This is a genomic window from Escherichia sp. 20412-1 (assembly GCF_003027595.1).
Classification (GTDB): domain Bacteria; phylum Pseudomonadota; class Gammaproteobacteria; order Enterobacterales; family Enterobacteriaceae; genus Escherichia; species Escherichia marmotae.
In genome coordinates this window covers 1-16,528 of sequence record NZ_PYQM01000021.1, presented here as the reverse complement: position 1 = coordinate 16,528, position 16,528 = coordinate 1, and the positions used below count along the sequence as shown (strand labels likewise).

At 52.2% G+C, this 16,528-nt stretch carries 12 protein-coding genes and 1 pseudogene; 10 read left to right on the top strand and 3 right to left on the bottom strand.

Going from position 1 to position 16,528, the window contains the following annotated elements; genetic code table 11:
- The first annotated feature begins 81 nt into the window (after nt 1–81).
- From C7B16_RS14850 to C7B16_RS14810, 7 genes are all read left to right on the top strand, one after another.
- Nucleotides 82–2,403 (top strand): Tex family protein, encoded by a 2,322-nt coding sequence (locus C7B16_RS14850; RefSeq protein WP_107179863.1) that lies wholly within the window; start codon nt 82–84, stop codon nt 2,401–2,403.
- A 698-nt stretch (nt 2,404–3,101) separates the two neighbouring features.
- Entirely contained in the window at nt 3,102–3,329 is a 228-nt protein-coding gene (gene feoA, locus C7B16_RS14840; protein ID WP_001200455.1) for a ferrous iron transporter A, read from the top strand.
- 16 nt (nt 3,330–3,345) lie between these two features.
- The gene (feoB, locus tag C7B16_RS14835) at nt 3,346–5,667 is read left to right on the top strand and encodes a Fe(2+) transporter permease subunit FeoB (RefSeq protein ID WP_000737036.1); all 2,322 of its coding nucleotides are present in this window, start codon (nt 3,346–3,348) and stop codon (nt 5,665–5,667) included.
- 10 nt (nt 5,668–5,677) lie between these two features.
- Nucleotides 5,678–5,914, top strand: coding sequence for a [Fe-S]-dependent transcriptional repressor FeoC (gene feoC, locus C7B16_RS14830; protein WP_000157586.1), 237 nt, complete (start codon nt 5,678–5,680; stop codon nt 5,912–5,914).
- Between the two features lie 215 nt (nt 5,915–6,129).
- A complete protein-coding gene (gene rpnA / locus C7B16_RS14820) occupies nt 6,130–7,056 on the top strand; it encodes a recombination-promoting nuclease RpnA (protein ID WP_000039070.1) in 927 nt (308 codons plus the stop codon).
- A 19-nt stretch (nt 7,057–7,075) separates the two neighbouring features.
- On the top strand, nt 7,076–7,348 hold the full coding sequence (locus C7B16_RS14815; protein WP_107179862.1) for a hypothetical protein: 273 nt from the start codon (nt 7,076–7,078) through the stop codon (nt 7,346–7,348).
- The gene (locus C7B16_RS14810; RefSeq protein WP_105224506.1) at nt 7,342–7,707 is read left to right on the top strand and encodes a type II toxin-antitoxin system PemK/MazF family toxin; all 366 of its coding nucleotides are present in this window, start codon (nt 7,342–7,344) and stop codon (nt 7,705–7,707) included. The genes C7B16_RS14815 and C7B16_RS14810 overlap by 7 nt, the downstream gene beginning before the upstream one ends.
- A gap of 18 nt (nt 7,708–7,725) precedes the next feature.
- Here the strand turns inward: C7B16_RS14810 and bioH are convergent, their stop codons facing one another.
- Nucleotides 7,726–8,496, bottom strand: coding sequence for a pimeloyl-ACP methyl ester esterase BioH (gene bioH / locus C7B16_RS14805; RefSeq protein ID WP_001060066.1), 771 nt, complete (start codon nt 8,494–8,496; stop codon nt 7,726–7,728).
- Nucleotides 8,497–8,533: 37 nt separating this feature from the next.
- Here bioH and gntX point away from each other — a divergent pair, with 37 nt between their 5' ends.
- The 3 genes and pseudogenes from gntX (at nt 8,534) to gntT (ending at nt 11,512) form a co-directional block, all read left to right on the top strand.
- Entirely contained in the window at nt 8,534–9,217 is a 684-nt protein-coding gene (gene gntX / locus C7B16_RS14800; RefSeq protein WP_001517237.1) for a DNA utilization protein GntX, read from the top strand.
- 58 nt (nt 9,218–9,275) lie between these two features.
- Nucleotides 9,276–9,851, top strand: a complete 576-nt coding sequence (nfuA, locus tag C7B16_RS14795; protein ID WP_000619389.1) for a Fe-S biogenesis protein NfuA — start codon at nt 9,276–9,278, stop codon at nt 9,849–9,851.
- Nucleotides 9,852–10,212: 361 nt separating this feature from the next.
- A pseudogene (gntT, locus tag C7B16_RS14790) lies at nt 10,213–11,512 on the top strand (gluconate transporter).
- Between the two features lie 101 nt (nt 11,513–11,613).
- On the opposite strand, the gene malQ reads toward gntT, so the two are convergent.
- Both malQ and malP read right to left on the bottom strand, forming a co-directional pair.
- Nucleotides 11,614–13,698 (bottom strand): 4-alpha-glucanotransferase, encoded by a 2,085-nt coding sequence (gene malQ / locus C7B16_RS14785; protein WP_000444296.1) that lies wholly within the window; start codon nt 13,696–13,698, stop codon nt 11,614–11,616.
- Nucleotides 13,699–13,707: 9 nt separating this feature from the next.
- Nucleotides 13,708–16,101, bottom strand: coding sequence for a maltodextrin phosphorylase (malP, locus tag C7B16_RS14780; RefSeq protein ID WP_107179861.1), 2,394 nt, complete (start codon nt 16,099–16,101; stop codon nt 13,708–13,710).
- Nucleotides 16,102–16,528: the final 427 nt, after the last annotated feature.

Genomic DNA, 16,528 nt, shown 5'->3' with positions numbered 1-16,528 from the left:
TCCTGCCGATGGCTGGCATTTTTGCCAGCCAGTCCGTATAACTATCCCCTGATTTTTGATCCGAAAAGATGAACTCAAACCATGATGAATGATTCGTTCTGCCGCATTATTGCGGGTGAAATTCAGGCGCGCCCGGAACAGGTTGAAGCCGCCGTTCGCCTGCTTGACGAAGGGAATACCGTGCCGTTTATCGCACGTTATCGTAAGGAAATCACCGGCGGTCTGGATGACACGCAGTTGCGTAATCTGGAAACGCGTCTGGGATATTTGCGCGAGCTGGAAGAGAGACGTCAGGCGATCCTCAAGTCCATTTCTGAGCAAGGTAAACTCACCGATGAGCTGGCGAATGCCATCAACGCCACTTTGAGCAAAACCGAACTCGAAGACCTCTATCTGCCCTACAAACCTAAACGCCGCACCCGTGGGCAAATCGCCATTGAAGCAGGTCTTGAGCCGTTAGCTGACCTGTTGTGGAACGATCCATCGCAAACGCCGGAAATTGCCGCTGCGCAATTTGTTGATGCTGATAAAGGCGTAGCGGATACCAAAGCCGCGCTGGACGGCGCGCGCTATATACTGATGGAACGTTTTGCCGAAGATGCCGCCCTGTTGGCGAAAGTGCGTGATTATCTGTGGAAGAACGCACATCTGGTCTCAACCGTAGTGAGCGGTAAAGAAGAGGAAGGGGCAAAATTTCGCGACTATTTCGATCATCACGAACCGCTGTCAACGGTGCCCTCTCACCGCGCGCTGGCGATGTTCCGTGGGCGTAATGAAGGCGTACTCCAGCTTTCGCTGAATGCCGATCCGCAGTTCGACGAGCCACCGAAAGAGAGCTATTGCGAACAAATCATTATGGATCACCTCGGCCTGCGCCTGAACAATGCTCCGGCGGATAGCTGGCGCAAGGGCGTGGTGAGCTGGACCTGGCGCATCAAGGTGCTGATGCATCTGGAAACCGAACTGATGGGCACCGTGCGCGAACGCGCAGAAGATGAAGCAATCAACGTTTTTGCCCGTAACCTGCATGATCTGCTGATGGCGGCTCCTGCCGGGCTGCGTGCGACGATGGGCCTCGATCCGGGTCTGCGTACCGGGGTAAAAGTAGCGGTAGTCGATGCGACCAGTAAACTGGTGGCAACCGACACCATTTATCCGCACACCGGGCAGGCCGCAAAAGCAGCGATGACCGTTGCTGCTCTGTGCGAAAAACATAACGTTGAGCTGGTGGCGATTGGTAACGGTACGGCTTCCCGCGAAACCGAGCGTTTCTATCTCGACGTTCAGAAGCAGTTCCCGAAAGTGACGGCGCAAAAAGTGATCGTCAGCGAAGCAGGCGCATCGGTTTACTCTGCTTCCGAACTGGCAGCGCAGGAGTTCCCGGATCTCGATGTTTCTCTGCGTGGCGCGGTATCTATCGCCCGTCGTTTGCAAGATCCGCTGGCGGAGCTGGTGAAAATCGATCCGAAATCCATCGGCGTGGGTCAGTATCAGCATGACGTCAGCCAGACACAACTGGCTCGCAAACTGGATGCAGTGGTGGAAGACTGCGTAAACGCCGTTGGCGTCGATCTCAACACCGCTTCTGTTCCGCTGTTAACTCGCGTGGCGGGTCTGACGCGCATGATGGCACAAAACATCGTTGCCTGGCGCGATGAGAATGGGCAATTCAAAAACCGTCAGCAATTGTTAAAAGTTAGCCGTTTAGGGCCTAAAGCCTTCGAGCAGTGTGCGGGCTTCCTGCGTATTAACCACGGCGATAACCCGCTGGACGCGTCTACCGTTCACCCGGAAGCCTATCCGGTGGTCGAACGCATTCTGGCGGCAACGCAACAGGCACTGAAAGATCTGATGGGTAACAGCAGCGAACTGCGTAACCTGAAAGCCTCTGACTTTACCGATGAGAAATTCGGTGTGCCGACGGTAACCGACATTATCAAAGAGCTGGAAAAACCGGGTCGCGACCCGCGTCCGGAATTTAAAACCGCTCAGTTTGCCGATGGCGTCGAGACAATGAACGACCTGCAACCGGGTATGATCCTCGAAGGTGCAGTCACCAACGTCACCAACTTTGGCGCGTTTGTCGATATCGGCGTACATCAGGACGGTCTGGTTCACATCTCTTCCCTGTCGAATAAGTTTGTGGAAGATCCGCACACCGTGGTGAAAGCGGGTGACATTGTGAAGGTGAAAGTGCTGGAAGTGGATCTCCAGCGTAAACGTATCGCCCTGACCATGCGCCTGGACGAACAGCCTGGTGAAACCAATGTCCGTCGTGGCGGCGGTAACGATCGTCCGCAAAACAACCGCCCGGCAGCAAAACCGCGTGGCCGTGAAACGCAGCCTGCCGGTAACAGCGCGATGATGGATGCGCTGGCAGCAGCAATGGGTAAAAAGCGTTAAACACTATGACTGGCCTACGGTTCAGCTTTGCACGGGTTCGTAGGCCAGATAAGGCGTTCACGCCGCATCTGGCAATAAACGCCTTAACTGACATAAAAGTGCCGGAGAACATCTCCGGCATTTGAGATTGCTGACAAACTCGCTTACGGGTCAAAACAGGCACAACTTTCCCCCCTCTCCCTAGCCCTCTCCCCGATGGGGCGAGGGGACCGTCCGTGCACTTGCCTGGCTCCGGTATTTTTATTCCACAGCCAAAACCACAATATATTCCGCTAATATTTATCACATCATTAACAATTGAAACCTTAATAAAACATTAAGCAGCCATAATAATTCGCCCTCCGAATTATATTTTTGCTCTGATATAACCTTGAGCCACATCAACATTGGCGCAAATTATTATCTAAACCAACATTCGCACACATTTTAAGTATTGCTGATAGAAACCATTCTCATTATCATTGTACTGTTGATTATTTAATCTCTCCTTCGTTGGCGAATCATCTGGTCTCATGTCGCTGTCAAACGCCCCATGAGGTAGTTAACCAGTTTTACTCTAAATAATTCGAGTTGCAGGAAGGCGGCAAGTGAGAGAGTCCCCAGGTACTTACTCCAGTAAGTAACTGGGGTGAGCGACCGAAGCCGCAGCACATGCAATTTGAATTATGACGAGTATAGCGAGAAACAAGTAGGCACCTATGCAATACACCCCAGATACTGCGTGGAAAATCACTGGCTTTTCCCGTGAAATTAGCCCGGCATATCGTCAGAAGCTGCTTTCTCTTGGCATGTTACCTGGCTCCTCTTTTAATGTGGTGCGCGTCGCTCCACTCGGTGATCCTATTCATATCGAAACCCGTCGTGTAAGCCTGGTATTACGGAAAAAAGATCTGGCCTTATTAGAAGTGGAAGCGGTTTCCTGTTAATACGGTGAGAATAACAATGAAAAAATTAACCATTGGCTTAATTGGTAATCCAAATTCTGGCAAGACAACTTTATTTAACCAGCTCACCGGGGCTCGTCAGCGTGTAGGAAACTGGGCTGGTGTTACCGTCGAACGTAAAGAGGGTCAGTTCACCACTACCGATCATCAGGTCACCCTGGTGGATCTGCCCGGCACTTATTCTCTGACCACCATCTCTTCGCAGACTTCGCTGGATGAGCAAATCGCCTGTCACTACATTTTAAGCGGCGATGCCGATCTGCTGATTAACGTGGTGGATGCGTCTAACCTTGAACGTAACCTTTACCTGACGCTGCAACTACTGGAGCTGGGTATTCCGTGCATCGTGGCGCTGAACATGCTCGACATTGCCGAGAAGCAAAATATTCGCATTGAAATTGATGCCCTGGCGGCGCGTCTTGGCTGCCCGGTGGTTCCACTGGTCTCCACTCGTGGTCGTGGTATTGAAGCGCTGAAACTGGCAATTGACCGCTACAAAGCCAACGAGAATGTAGAACTGGTGCATTACGCCCAACCGCTAATCAATGAAGCCGACGCACTGGCGAAAGTGATGCCGTCCGACATCCCGCTGAAACATCGCCGCTGGCTGGGTCTGCAAATGTTGGAAGGCGATATTTACAGCCGCGCCTACGCTGGTGAAGCATCGCAGCATCTGGATGCTGCTCTCGCCCGTCTGCGTAATGAGATGGACGATCCGGCGCTACACATTGCCGATGCGCGTTACCAGTGTATTGCCGCCATCTGTGATGTGGTGAGCAACACCCTGACGGCAGAACCCAGCCGTTTCACCACTGCCGTAGATAAAATCGTGCTTAACCGATTCCTTGGTCTGCCGATTTTCCTCTTTGTGATGTACCTGATGTTCCTGCTGGCTATCAATATCGGCGGGGCGCTACAACCGCTGTTTGACGTCGGTTCCGTGGCGCTGTTTGTACATGGTATTCAGTGGATTGGTTACACACTCCACTTCCCGGACTGGCTGACTATCTTCCTCGCCCAGGGCCTGGGTGGTGGCATTAACACCGTTCTGCCACTGGTGCCGCAAATTGGCATGATGTACCTGTTCCTCTCCTTCCTGGAAGACTCCGGATATATGGCGCGTGCGGCGTTTGTGATGGACCGTCTGATGCAGGCGTTGGGATTACCGGGTAAATCTTTTGTGCCATTGATTGTTGGCTTCGGTTGTAACGTGCCGTCGGTGATGGGCGCGCGAACCCTTGATGCACCGCGTGAACGCCTGATGACCATCATGATGGCTCCATTTATGTCCTGCGGCGCACGTCTGGCAATCTTCGCGGTATTTGCGGCTGCGTTCTTTGGGCAGAACGGCGCGCTGGCTGTGTTCTCACTGTATATGCTGGGTATCGTGATGGCTGTGCTGACTGGCCTGATGCTCAAATACACCATCATGCGCGGTGAAGCGACGCCGTTTGTCATGGAGTTGCCGGTATACCACGTACCACACGTTAAGAGCCTGATTATCCAGACCTGGCAGCGTCTGAAAGGTTTCGTTCTGCGCGCCGGTAAAGTGATTATCATCGTCAGTATTTTCCTGAGTGCCTTCAACAGCTTCTCGCTAAGCGGGAAAATCGTCGACAACATCAACGACTCAGCGCTGGCTTCTGTCAGCCGTGTGATCACCCCGGTCTTCAAGCCGATTGGTGTACATGAAGATAACTGGCAGGCAACGGTTGGCCTGTTCACGGGTGCCATGGCGAAAGAAGTGGTGGTGGGTACGCTCAACACCCTCTACACCGCAGAAAATATTCAGGACGAAGAGTTCAATCCGGCGGAATTCAACCTTGGTGAAGAGCTGTTCAGCGCGGTAGATGAAACCTGGCAGAGTCTGAAAGACACCTTTAGCCTTAGCGTACTGATGAACCCAATTGAAGCCAGCAAAGGCGACGGTGAAATGGGCACCGGGGCGATGGGCGTGATGGATCAAAAATTCGGTAGCGCGGCAGCAGCTTACAGCTATCTGATTTTTGTCCTGCTGTATGTACCGTGCATCTCGGTAATGGGCGCCATCGCTCGTGAATCAAGCCGTGGCTGGATGGGCTTCTCCATCCTGTGGGGGCTGAATATCGCTTACTCGCTCGCCACCTTGTTCTATCAGGTTGCCAGCTACAGCCAGCACCCAACCTACAGTCTGGTGTGCATTCTGGCGGTGATCCTGTTTAACATCGTGGTCATTGGCCTGCTGCGTCGCGCGCGTAGCCGGGTTGATATCGAACTGCTGGCAACGCGCAAATCGGTAAGCAGTTGCTGCGCAGCCAGCACCTCTGGCGATTGCCACTAAGGATACGGCAATGGCTTCGCTCATCCAGGTGCGTGATTTGCTGGCGTTACGGGGCCGTATGGAAGCGGCCCAAATCAGCCAGACGCTGAACACTCCACAACCGATGATTAACGCAATGCTGCAACAACTGGAAAGTATGGGCAAAGCCGTGCGAATTCAGGAAGAACCTGACGGCTGCCTCTCCGGCAGTTGCAAAAGCTGCCCGGAAGGAAAAGCCTGTCTGCGTGAGTGGTGGGCGTTGCGTTAACATTGTTCCACAACATTGTTCCACCACCTGTTTTGAAAAGCCCAGTATGCGTTTGCTACCGGGCTTTTTTGCGTGCCACTTTCCATAAAAATGCAACTCTTGCAGCACGACGTAAATTCCTCTGAAAGAGTCTCGCAGGGATGAAAACTGGCTAATGCACAGGTGTGGAGTGGCGCGTAGAGTCGCGGCATTCAAACAACAGGTGAAGGAACGCCATGAGCAAAAAGCAGAGTTCCACCCCACACGATGCACTGTTCAAACTCTTTTTACGCCAACCGGACACGGCGCGCGATTTTCTTGCGTTCCATTTACCGGCCCCCATTCACGCGCTCTGTGATATGAAAACCCTCAAGCTGGAGTCGAGCAGTTTTATTGATGACGATCTGCGTGAAAGCTACTCTGACGTGCTGTGGTCGGTGAAAACCGAGCAAGGACCAGGATACATCTATTGCCTGATTGAACATCAAAGCACCTCAAACAAACTGATCGCATTTCGCATGATGCGTTACGCCATTGCCGCAATGCAAAATCACCTGGATGCCGGATACAAAACGTTGCCGATGGTGGTGCCGTTGTTGTTTTACCATGGTATTGAAAGCCCCTATCCCTATTCGCTGTGTTGGCTGGATTGTTTCGCCGATCCCAACCTGGCCAGGCAGCTTTACGCCTCTGCATTTCCGCTGATTGATGTCACCGTCATGCCTGATGATGAAATCATGCAACACCGACGCATGGCGCTGCTGGAGTTAATTCAAAAACATATTCGTCAACGCGACCTGATGGGACTGGTAGAGCAAATGGCCTGCTTATTAAGTAGTGGATACGCTAATGACAGACAAATCAAAGGGCTGTTTAATTACATACTACAAACAGGCGATGCGGTACGTTTTAACGATTTTATCGATGATGTGGCCAAACGCTCACCGAAACACAAGGAGAGTTTAATGACTATTGCGGAAAGATTGCGGCAGGAGGGACATCGTCAAGGGGTACAACAAGGTGTACAGCAAGGTGTACAGCAAGGACGACGCCTGGAAGCCCTGGATATTGCCCAAACGATGCTGAAAGCGGGTATCCCCCACGAAGACATAATCTTATTTACCAGCCTGACGATGGAGGAGCTTAAAGAAATTATCCATTGATAAAACAAAGGAGAGTTTAATGACTATTGCAGAAAGATTACGGCAACAAGGAGGAGCCATGATCGTTACTATCCCACGAGATCTTGCCACCGATCCTGACTGGTCACCGGGCACAGAGATTACCGTGGAGAAAAAAGGCGATAGCGTTAATTTGCGCGCCACAGAGCACAAGCCGCGTGGGCGTCTTACCGTCGCGCAATTGTTGAGCCAGATCGATGAAAGCGAAATTACGGAGCTAAATCAGTCGACAGAAGGATGGGCAGAAGGGAAAAAAGGTAATGAAGCATGGTAAAGGCACGGACGCCACATCGTGGTGAGATCTGGTATTTTAACCCTGCTCCGGTTGCCGGGCATGAACTTCGGGGTCCACATTATTGCATTGTGGTAACAGACAAAGAACTCAACAATGTTTTAAAAGTTGCTATGTGCTGTCCGATTTCAACAGAGGCAAATGCAGCACGTTCCACAGGGGTGACGGTGAACGTCCTCCCCCATGATACGCAAACCGGTAACCTGCATGGCGTTGTGCTTTGTCACCAGCTAAAAGCTGTCGATCTTATTGCCCGTGGCGCTAAATTTCATACCGTTGCCGATGAAACATTGATTAGTAAGGTACTCGGTAAACTGGTAAATTTAATCGACCCACAATAATTTACCCTTACTTACCACCTACACCCTCTGCTTCAACGCCACCAGCAGGTGACAAAACTCATCCGGATGCGAAATAAACGGCGCATGAGCCGCTTTGGCGAAGATATATGATTTGCTGTGAGGCCATAGTTCATCCAGCATTGGCACTACTTTGCGCGGCACCAGACCGTCAAGATAGCCATATAAGCGCAAAAACGGCATTTGTACGCTTTGCAACGGCTGACGGAGATCGACCGTTTTCAGAATTTCCAGCCCACCATTAAGCACGTCAACCTCCGGCATCGGTAACGCCAGAACGGTTTTCTTCAGCGCTCGCGCATCCTGACGCGCCGTTTCCGTGCCCATCGTTTGTAGTGCAAGGAACCGTTCCACTGTACGCTGAAAATCTTCACTTAGCTGCTGCTGGAAACCCGCCAGCACGTCCGGTTTTATCCCCGGCCACTCGTCACGAGCACTGAAACACGGTGACGAAGCTACGGTAACCAGCGCCTGAACACGCTCGGGATGGGTTAACGCAATCTGACTTGCCACCAGCCCGCCCAGACTCCAGCCCAACCAGATGGCTTTATTCGGTGCCCGTTGCAGCACGCATTCCGCCATGTCAGAAAGCGACATCGCGCCATATCCCTGGCTGCGCCCGAAGCCAGGCAGATCAACAAGATGCAGCGTAAAATGCGAGCTGAGTTCCTCATCGATGCAACGCCACACTTCGGCATTCAGTCCCCATCCGTGCAACAGCACAAGATGAACATTCCCCTGACCTTTGGTCTGCCACCAGATGTTATTCATCCGCTATTGTTCTCTTTTGACTCACAAGGATGAATATATGCTAACAGTACCGGGATTATGCTGGCTATGCCGAATGCCGCTGGCGTTAGGTCATTGGGGAATCTGTTCTGTCTGCTCCCGCGCCGCACGTACACATAAAACGTTATGCCCGCAGTGTGGATTACCGGCTTCACACTCACATCTTCCCTGCGGTCGCTGCCTGAAAAAACCGCCACCGTGGCAAAGACTGATCACTGTTGCCAACTATGCACCTCCATTAAGCCCGCTCATTCACCAGCTTAAGTTTTTGCGACGTAGTGAAATCGCCAGCGGCCTGTCACGTCTGTTACTATTAGAAGTCTTACACGCCCATCGGACTACCGGATTACAACTGCCGGATCGTATCGTCAGTGTTCCGTTATGGCAGCGCCGCCACTGGCGTCGGGGATTCAATCAAAGCGATTTACTGTGCCAGCCTTTATCGCGCTGGCTGCACTGCCAATGGGATAGCGACGCCGTCACGCGTATAAGAGCCACTGCGACCCAGCATTTCCTCAGTGCCCGGCTGCGCAAGCGCAACCTGAAAAATGCCTTTCGCCTTGAATTGCCCGTGCAAGGTCGCCATATGGTGATTGTGGATGATGTCGTTACCACCGGAAGTACCGTCGCAGAGATTGCGCAGTTGCTTTTACGCAATGGTGCGGCGACAGTCCAGGTCTGGTGCCTTTGTCGAACCTTGTAGAGCCTCGATGATGGGCGTATTATAACCAACTAAAATAGTCAACTATTAGGCCATTACTATGATCCGTATTTCCGATGCTGCACAAGCGCACTTTGCCAAACTGCTGGCAAACCAGGAAGAAGGGACACAAATCCGCGTATTTGTGATTAACCCTGGCACGCCTAACGCTGAATGTGGTGTATCTTATTGTCCGCCAGACGCCGTAGAAGCCACCGATACCGCCCTGAAATTTGACCTGCTGACCGCGTATGTTGATGAACTAAGCGCACCTTACCTGGAAGATGCAGAGATTGATTTTGTTACCGACCAACTGGGTTCTCAGCTAACGCTGAAAGCCCCGAACGCCAAAATGCGTAAAGTGGCTGACGATGCGCCGCTGATGGAGCGCGTGGAGTATATGCTGCAATCGCAGATTAACCCGCAGCTTGCCGGTCACGGTGGTCGTGTCTCGCTGATGGAAATCACCGAAGACGGTTATGCCATTCTACAATTTGGCGGCGGCTGTAACGGTTGTTCCATGGTCGACGTGACGCTGAAAGAAGGGATCGAAAAGCAGTTGCTGAACGAATTCCCGGAACTGAAAGGTGTACGTGACCTCACCGAACACCAGCGCGGCGAACACTCTTACTACTAAGTTATCCCCCTCTTTTGTAGATTGCCCGATGCGACGCTAAAGCGTCTTATCGGGCTACGTTGAACATGTGCCAGACGTTGGCACGGCATTACCTCAGTAAATCTAATCCCTTCATTTCCCCACGATAATATGACCAACCTCTCATAATTTAAATTTACCCCGCTCTGGTGATTCTCAAGCGCATAATGTTACCCGTATCATTCTCATGGGCACCGAACACACTCATAACATTTGACTACACTAACTCGTTTTAGGAGTCATCAGCCGTGGTGCCGTTATATCTCTGTTCCCAGTTGGGACAACCAGGATTTGTCGTCAGAAACCTGACGTTACCCATAACAAATTAAAGGCCAGGTAAATCATGCCATTAGTCATTGTTGCTATCGGTGTAATCTTGTTATTACTCCTGATGATCCGCTTCAAAATGAACGGCTTCATCGCTCTCGTCCTGGTGGCGCTTGCTGTTGGATTAATGCAAGGGATGCCGCTGGATAAAGTTATTGGCTCTATCAAAGCCGGTGTCGGCGGAACGCTCGGTAGCCTTGCCCTGATCATGGGTTTTGGCGCAATGCTGGGCAAAATGCTGGCAGACTGCGGCGGCGCACAACGTATCGCCACCACGCTGATCGCCAAATTTGGTAAAAAGCACATTCAGTGGGCAGTGGTACTGACCGGTTTTACCGTCGGTTTTGCCCTGTTCTATGAAGTGGGCTTCGTACTGATGCTGCCGCTGGTGTTTACCATCGCCGCTGCTGTATGTTGGTGTACCGATGGCCGCTGCGCTTTCCGTAACCCACGGCTTCCTGCCACCGCATCCTGGCCCGACTGCGATTGCAACCATTTTCAATGCCGATATGGGTAAAACCCTGCTGTACGGTACTATTCTGGCAATCCCGACCGTTATTCTCGCGGGTCCGGTTTACGCTCGCGTGCTGAAAGGCATTGATAAGCCGATCCCGGAAGGCCTGTACAGTGCGAAAACCTTTAGTGAAGAAGAGATGCCGAGCTTTGGCGTCAGCGTCTGGACTTCTCTGGTTCCGGTTGTACTGATGGCAATGCGAGCCATCGCTGAAATGATCCTGCCGAAAGGTCACGCTTTCCTGCCGGTAGCAGAGTTCTTAGGTGACCCGGTAATGGCAACGCTGATTGCCGTACTAATCGCGATGTTCACCTTTGGTCTGAACCGTGGTCGCTCAATGGATCAAATTAACGACACGCTGGTTTCTTCGATCAAAATCATCGCCATGATGCTGCTAATCATCGGTGGTGGCGGTGCGTTCAAGCAGGTGTTGGTAGACAGTGGCGTGGACAAATATATCGCCTCCATGATGCACGAAACCAATATTTCCCCGCTGCTGATGGCCTGGTCTATTGCCGCCGTACTGCGTATCGCGCTGGGTTCCGCAACCGTTGCGGCAATTACTGCGGGCGGTATCGCTGCGCCGCTGATTGCAACAACTGGCGTCAGCCCAGAGTTGATGGTTATCGCGGTTGGTTCCGGTAGTGTGATTTTCTCTCACGTGAACGATCCGGGCTTCTGGCTGTTCAAAGAGTACTTTAACCTGACTATCGGTGAGACCATCAAGTCCTGGTCGATGCTGGAAACCATTATCTCGGTGTGCGGTCTGGTAGGCTGCCTGCTGCTGAATATGGTGATTTGATAACACTGACTGCCGGATATGGCGTGAATGTCTTATCCGGCTGCTCTAATGAGTAGGCCGGATAAGACGCATCAAGCGTCGCATCCGGCATTAACCGCACTCTACGTCTTCTTCCCTGCCGCCCTGCGCCGTCTGTCCAAATCCTTCAGTAACTTGTTCACGCCATCATCGGAAAACATCGTCTCAAGGGTTGTAGACAGCTTGCGCCGCCAGTTTTTGTACTGGTAACTGGTGCCAGGAATATTCACCGGTTCCGCCATATCCAGCCAGTCTTCCGGCTGTAGCCCTAACAGAGCGCTGTTACTGTCGGCAATGTACCGCTGCAAACCACGATTAAGCATCGGCGTCATCGACATCAGCGATGCCTTATGTCCGGCACGTTTTGGCAGACAACCATATTTATGCAGCGCATCCAGTAGCCCTTGCTTCGCCAGCTCGCGATCCTGATACAAACCGCGCAGCACTACTTCATCCGGGTACAGCCCCAGCGTTTTGCCCAGCGTTAAATCCCCGCTCTCCCAGTAACCACGCAGCGTTGGCAGGTCGTGCGTTGCTGCTACTGCCATCGACTGTTCCGGATACGCTTTCGGTGCGCGGAACGTCTTCTCATGGTCACTTTCGAAATAGAGCACTTTGTAGGAGTAAACCCCGCTACTGCGCAGCTTACCGACAATCTCTACCGGTACAGTGCCGAGATCTTCGCCAATCACCATGCAGCGATGGCGTTTGCTTTCCAGCGCCAGAATAGCGAGCAGATCATCCACCGGATAGTGAACATACGCTCCCTGATCCGCCGTTTCGCCATACGGTATCCACCACAAACGCAGCATCGACATCACATGGTCAATTCGCAATGCGCCGCAGTTTTGCATGTTCGCGCGCAGCAGTTCGATAAACGGTTCATAGGCGCGCGCGGTGATGATATGCGGGTCCATCGGCGGCAAACCCCAGTTTTGCCCTAACGGGCCAAGGATATCTGGCGGTGCGCCAACCGATGCTTTCAGGCAATACAACTCACGGTCACACCAGGTTTCTGCCCCACCTTCCGCTACGCCAACCGCCAGGTCACGATACAAGCCAATCGGCATTTCATAGCCCTGGCTTATCTCCCAGCAGGCGGCAAACTGGCTGTAGGCCAGCCACTGCAGCCAGAGATAAAAATCGACGTCATCACGATGTTCCTCACAGAACTGACGCACTTCTGGCGAGTCTACGTTCTGATACATCTCGGGCCATGCTGGCCAGCCCCAGCGCATTTCGTCTTCTTTTACTTGTTGTGCATGTAGCGCATCAAACGCCGCCTGCCAGAACAGGCTGTCGCCCTGTTCAGCAACAAACTGGCGAAACGCTACCATTTGTCCATCATCACGTTGTGCGAATACTTTCCACGCCATCCGCAGTGCGGTCATTTTCAGTGCGGTGACGGTAGAGTAATCGACCCAGTCAGTATCCCGCGCCTGTTGCAGCGCCTGTTGCGTAGTCGGCATGTGCCACCAGGCCTGCGCCTCCTCGCTAAGATGGAAATCTTCAACGGCGTTAACATCAATATAAATCACGTTCAGCCAGCGGCGAGAAGACGGGCTATACGGGCTGGCACTTTCCGGGTTTGCCGGATAGAGCGCATGAATCGGGTTCAGGCCAATGAACGACCCGCCGCGTTTCGCTACATCCACCAACATGGCTTTGAGATCGCCAAAATCACCGATGCCCCAGTTTTTTTCCGATCGCAGGGTATAAAGCTGAACGCAAGCGCCCCACAGTTTTTGTTTATTCAACAATGCCTGCGGTTCGTAGCAGCGTTTCGGTGCGACAATCACCCGACAATGGGCGCGCTGTTCGTCCTGGGTAAGCGTCAGCGTGTGATAACCTTCCGGCAGCTTCGCCGGAAGATTGAAGGCTTTGCCACCACTCACGTGGCCTTTGTACTGTGTTCCTTCTTCGGTAGTCAGCAGCCAGCTAAATTCGCCGCTGCCCTCCACCGCCATTGGCATTTTTTTACCGAAGGTATACACCATGACGTTGGGTACTGGCGTTACCGCCACTTTCGTGGCGGTACTCCGATGCATCGCGTCAAGCAAACGCCGTTTGGTTTCGGCGCCAATCGACTGCGGTTTACCGTGGGCATTGATGTAATTGGGGCTGATCCCCGCCGCCAGCGCGGCATTATCCAGACGTTTGCTTTCCATCGAGCTTCCTTAGCGTTTTGCCTGCCAGATACGAGCCTGATAATCGCGAATAGAGCGATCCGAGCTAAACATACCGCAGCGGGCGGTATTGAGGATCGCCGCGCGTGTCCAGGCTTCCTGGTCGCGGTACAGCACATCCACCTGCTTTTGTGCCTCTACATAGGCTGCGAAATCCGCCATCACCAGATATGGATCGCCGCCCTGCTTACCGATACTGTGCAGCATCTGGTCAAACGCATGTTTATCGCCGTCGCTGTATTTACCGCTTTCCAGCTCTTTCAATACTGCATCGAGCTGCTTGTCTTTCTTACGCCATTTGAGCGGATCGTAGCCCTTCGCTTTCAATGCCTTAACCTGCTCCACGGTATGACCGAAGATAAAGATATTTTCTTCACCGACTTTTTCAGCAATTTCGACATTTGCGCCATCCAGCGTACCGACAGTGAGCGCACCATTAAGAGCCAGTTTCATATTGCCCGTGCCAGAAGCCTCTTTCCCAGCAGTCGAGATCTGCTCAGAGATATCCGCCGCCGGGATCAGCATTTCCGCCGCCGAGACACAGTAATCCGGCAGGAACACCACTTTCAGCTTGTCACCCGCTTTTGGATCGTTGTTGATCACTTCAGCCACTTTATTGATCGCAAAAATAATGTTCTTCGCCAGATAGTAGCCCGGCGCGGCTTTCGCCCCGAACAGGAACACGCGCGGTACGCGGTCAGCTTGCGGGTTTTCGCGAATCTCTTTGTACAACGCCAGAATATGCAGCAGATTCAGGTGTTGCCGTTTGTACTCGTGCAGACGTTTAATTTGGACGTCGAAAATTGCCTGCGGGTTGATTTCAATACCAGTACGCGCTTTTACAAACTCTGCCAGACGAACTTTATTCGCCTGTTTGATTTCGCGATATTGCTGGCGGAATTTCGCGTCATCAGCGAATTTTTCCAGATTAATCAACTGATCGAGATCGTTAGCCCACTCTTTTTTCAGCGATTTATCCAGCAGCGCCGCCAGTGCCGGGTTGCACTGTTTGATCCAGCGACGCGGAGTAATACCATTAGTGACGTTATGGAATTTGTTCGGCCACAACTGGTGGTATTCCGGGAACAAATCTTTCACCACCAGATCCGAGTGCAGCGCCGCCACGCCATTCACCGCAAAGCCGCTAACCACACACATATTGGCCATACGAACTTGTTTGTCATGTACCACCGCCAGTTTCGCCCATACCGCCTTGTCGCCCGGCCAGGTTTGTTCCACCAGCTTCTTAAAGCGGTTATTGATTTCGTTGATTACCTGCATATGGCGTGGCAACAGCGCTTTAATCAGCTTCTCATCCCAGCATTCCAGTGCTTCTGGCATCAGGGTATGGTTGGTATAAGCGAAGGTTTTACTGGTGATTGCCCAGGCGTCATCCCAGCTCATTTGGTGCTCATCTATCAGCACACGCAGCAGTTCAGGAATGGCAATAGTCGGGTGTGTGTCGTTAAGTTGAATGACTTCGTAATCCGCCAGCTCGTGCAGTTTACGCCCCGCCAGATGATGGCGACGAAGAATGTCAGCAATCGAACAGGCGCACTGGAAGTATTGCTGCATCAGGCGCAATTTTTTACCGGCGGTATGGTTGTCGTTTGGATAGAGAACTTTAGTCAGTTTTTCCGCGTTGATGCCCTGTTGTTCAGCACGCAGGAAATCACCGTCATTAAATTTGGTAAGATTGAACGGATGAGCATGAGTCGCCTGCCACAAACGTAGCGGCTGTGCTACGCCGTTACGGTAGCCCAACACCGGAAGATCCCACGCTTGCCCGGTAATGGTAAATTCCGGTTCCCAGCGTCCATCTTTCGTCACTTTGCCGCCAATGCCCACCTGCACATCCAGCGCTTCGTTATGGCTAAACCACGGATAGTTGCCACGATGCCAGTCGTCTGGCGCTTCAGACTGTTTGCCACCGACAAAGGACTGACGGAACAGGCCATACTGGTAGTTAAGACCATAGCCAGTAGCTGACTGCCCAACGGTTGCCATTGAGTCGAGGAAACACGCAGCCAGACGCCCCAGGCCACCGTTCCCCAACGCCGGGTCGATCTCTTCTTCCAGCAGGTCTGTCAGGTTGATGTCATAAGACTTCAATGAATCCTGAACAGCCTGATACCAGCCGAGGTTTAACAGATTGTTGCCTGTCAGACGACCAATCAAAAACTCCATTGAGATGTAGTTAACATGACGCTGATTCGCCGCCGGTTTGGCAAAAGGCTGGGCCCGCAGCATTTCCGCCAACGCTTCACTCACAGCCAGCCACCATTGGTGAGGGGTCATCTCAGCCGCTGAAGTTAAACCATAACGCTGCCACTGGCGTGACAGGGCTTCCTGAAATTGCTTTTCATTAAAAATGGGTTGTGACATAGGAGTTCCAGTTTTCTTAGATATTAAACACAACGTTATCGTTAGTTTGCCAGGCTCCATGTTGACCTTCCTCATCCTACGGGGGATTAGGCGGGGAGGAGTGACGGGGATGAGCAAGAAAATGTGATCGCGCCCACTTAAAGGTAGTGCAATCAACTGCAAAAGTATCAGCTCAGTGCCAGAGAGCGCAGAAAACCTGTTATTAACAGTCAGAAATGGCCGTTGCGTATTATCAAAAAGCGGAAAGTAACTCTATAAATTAAGTAAAGCGGCGAAATAGTTTCAACAATGAAATATCCATGGATTTGCCCCTATATTTCCAGACATCTGTTATCACTTAACCCATTACAGGCCCGCTGCCGCAGATATTCCCGTGGCGAGCGATAACCCAACGCACTATGCGGATGCCATTCGTTATAATGCTCGA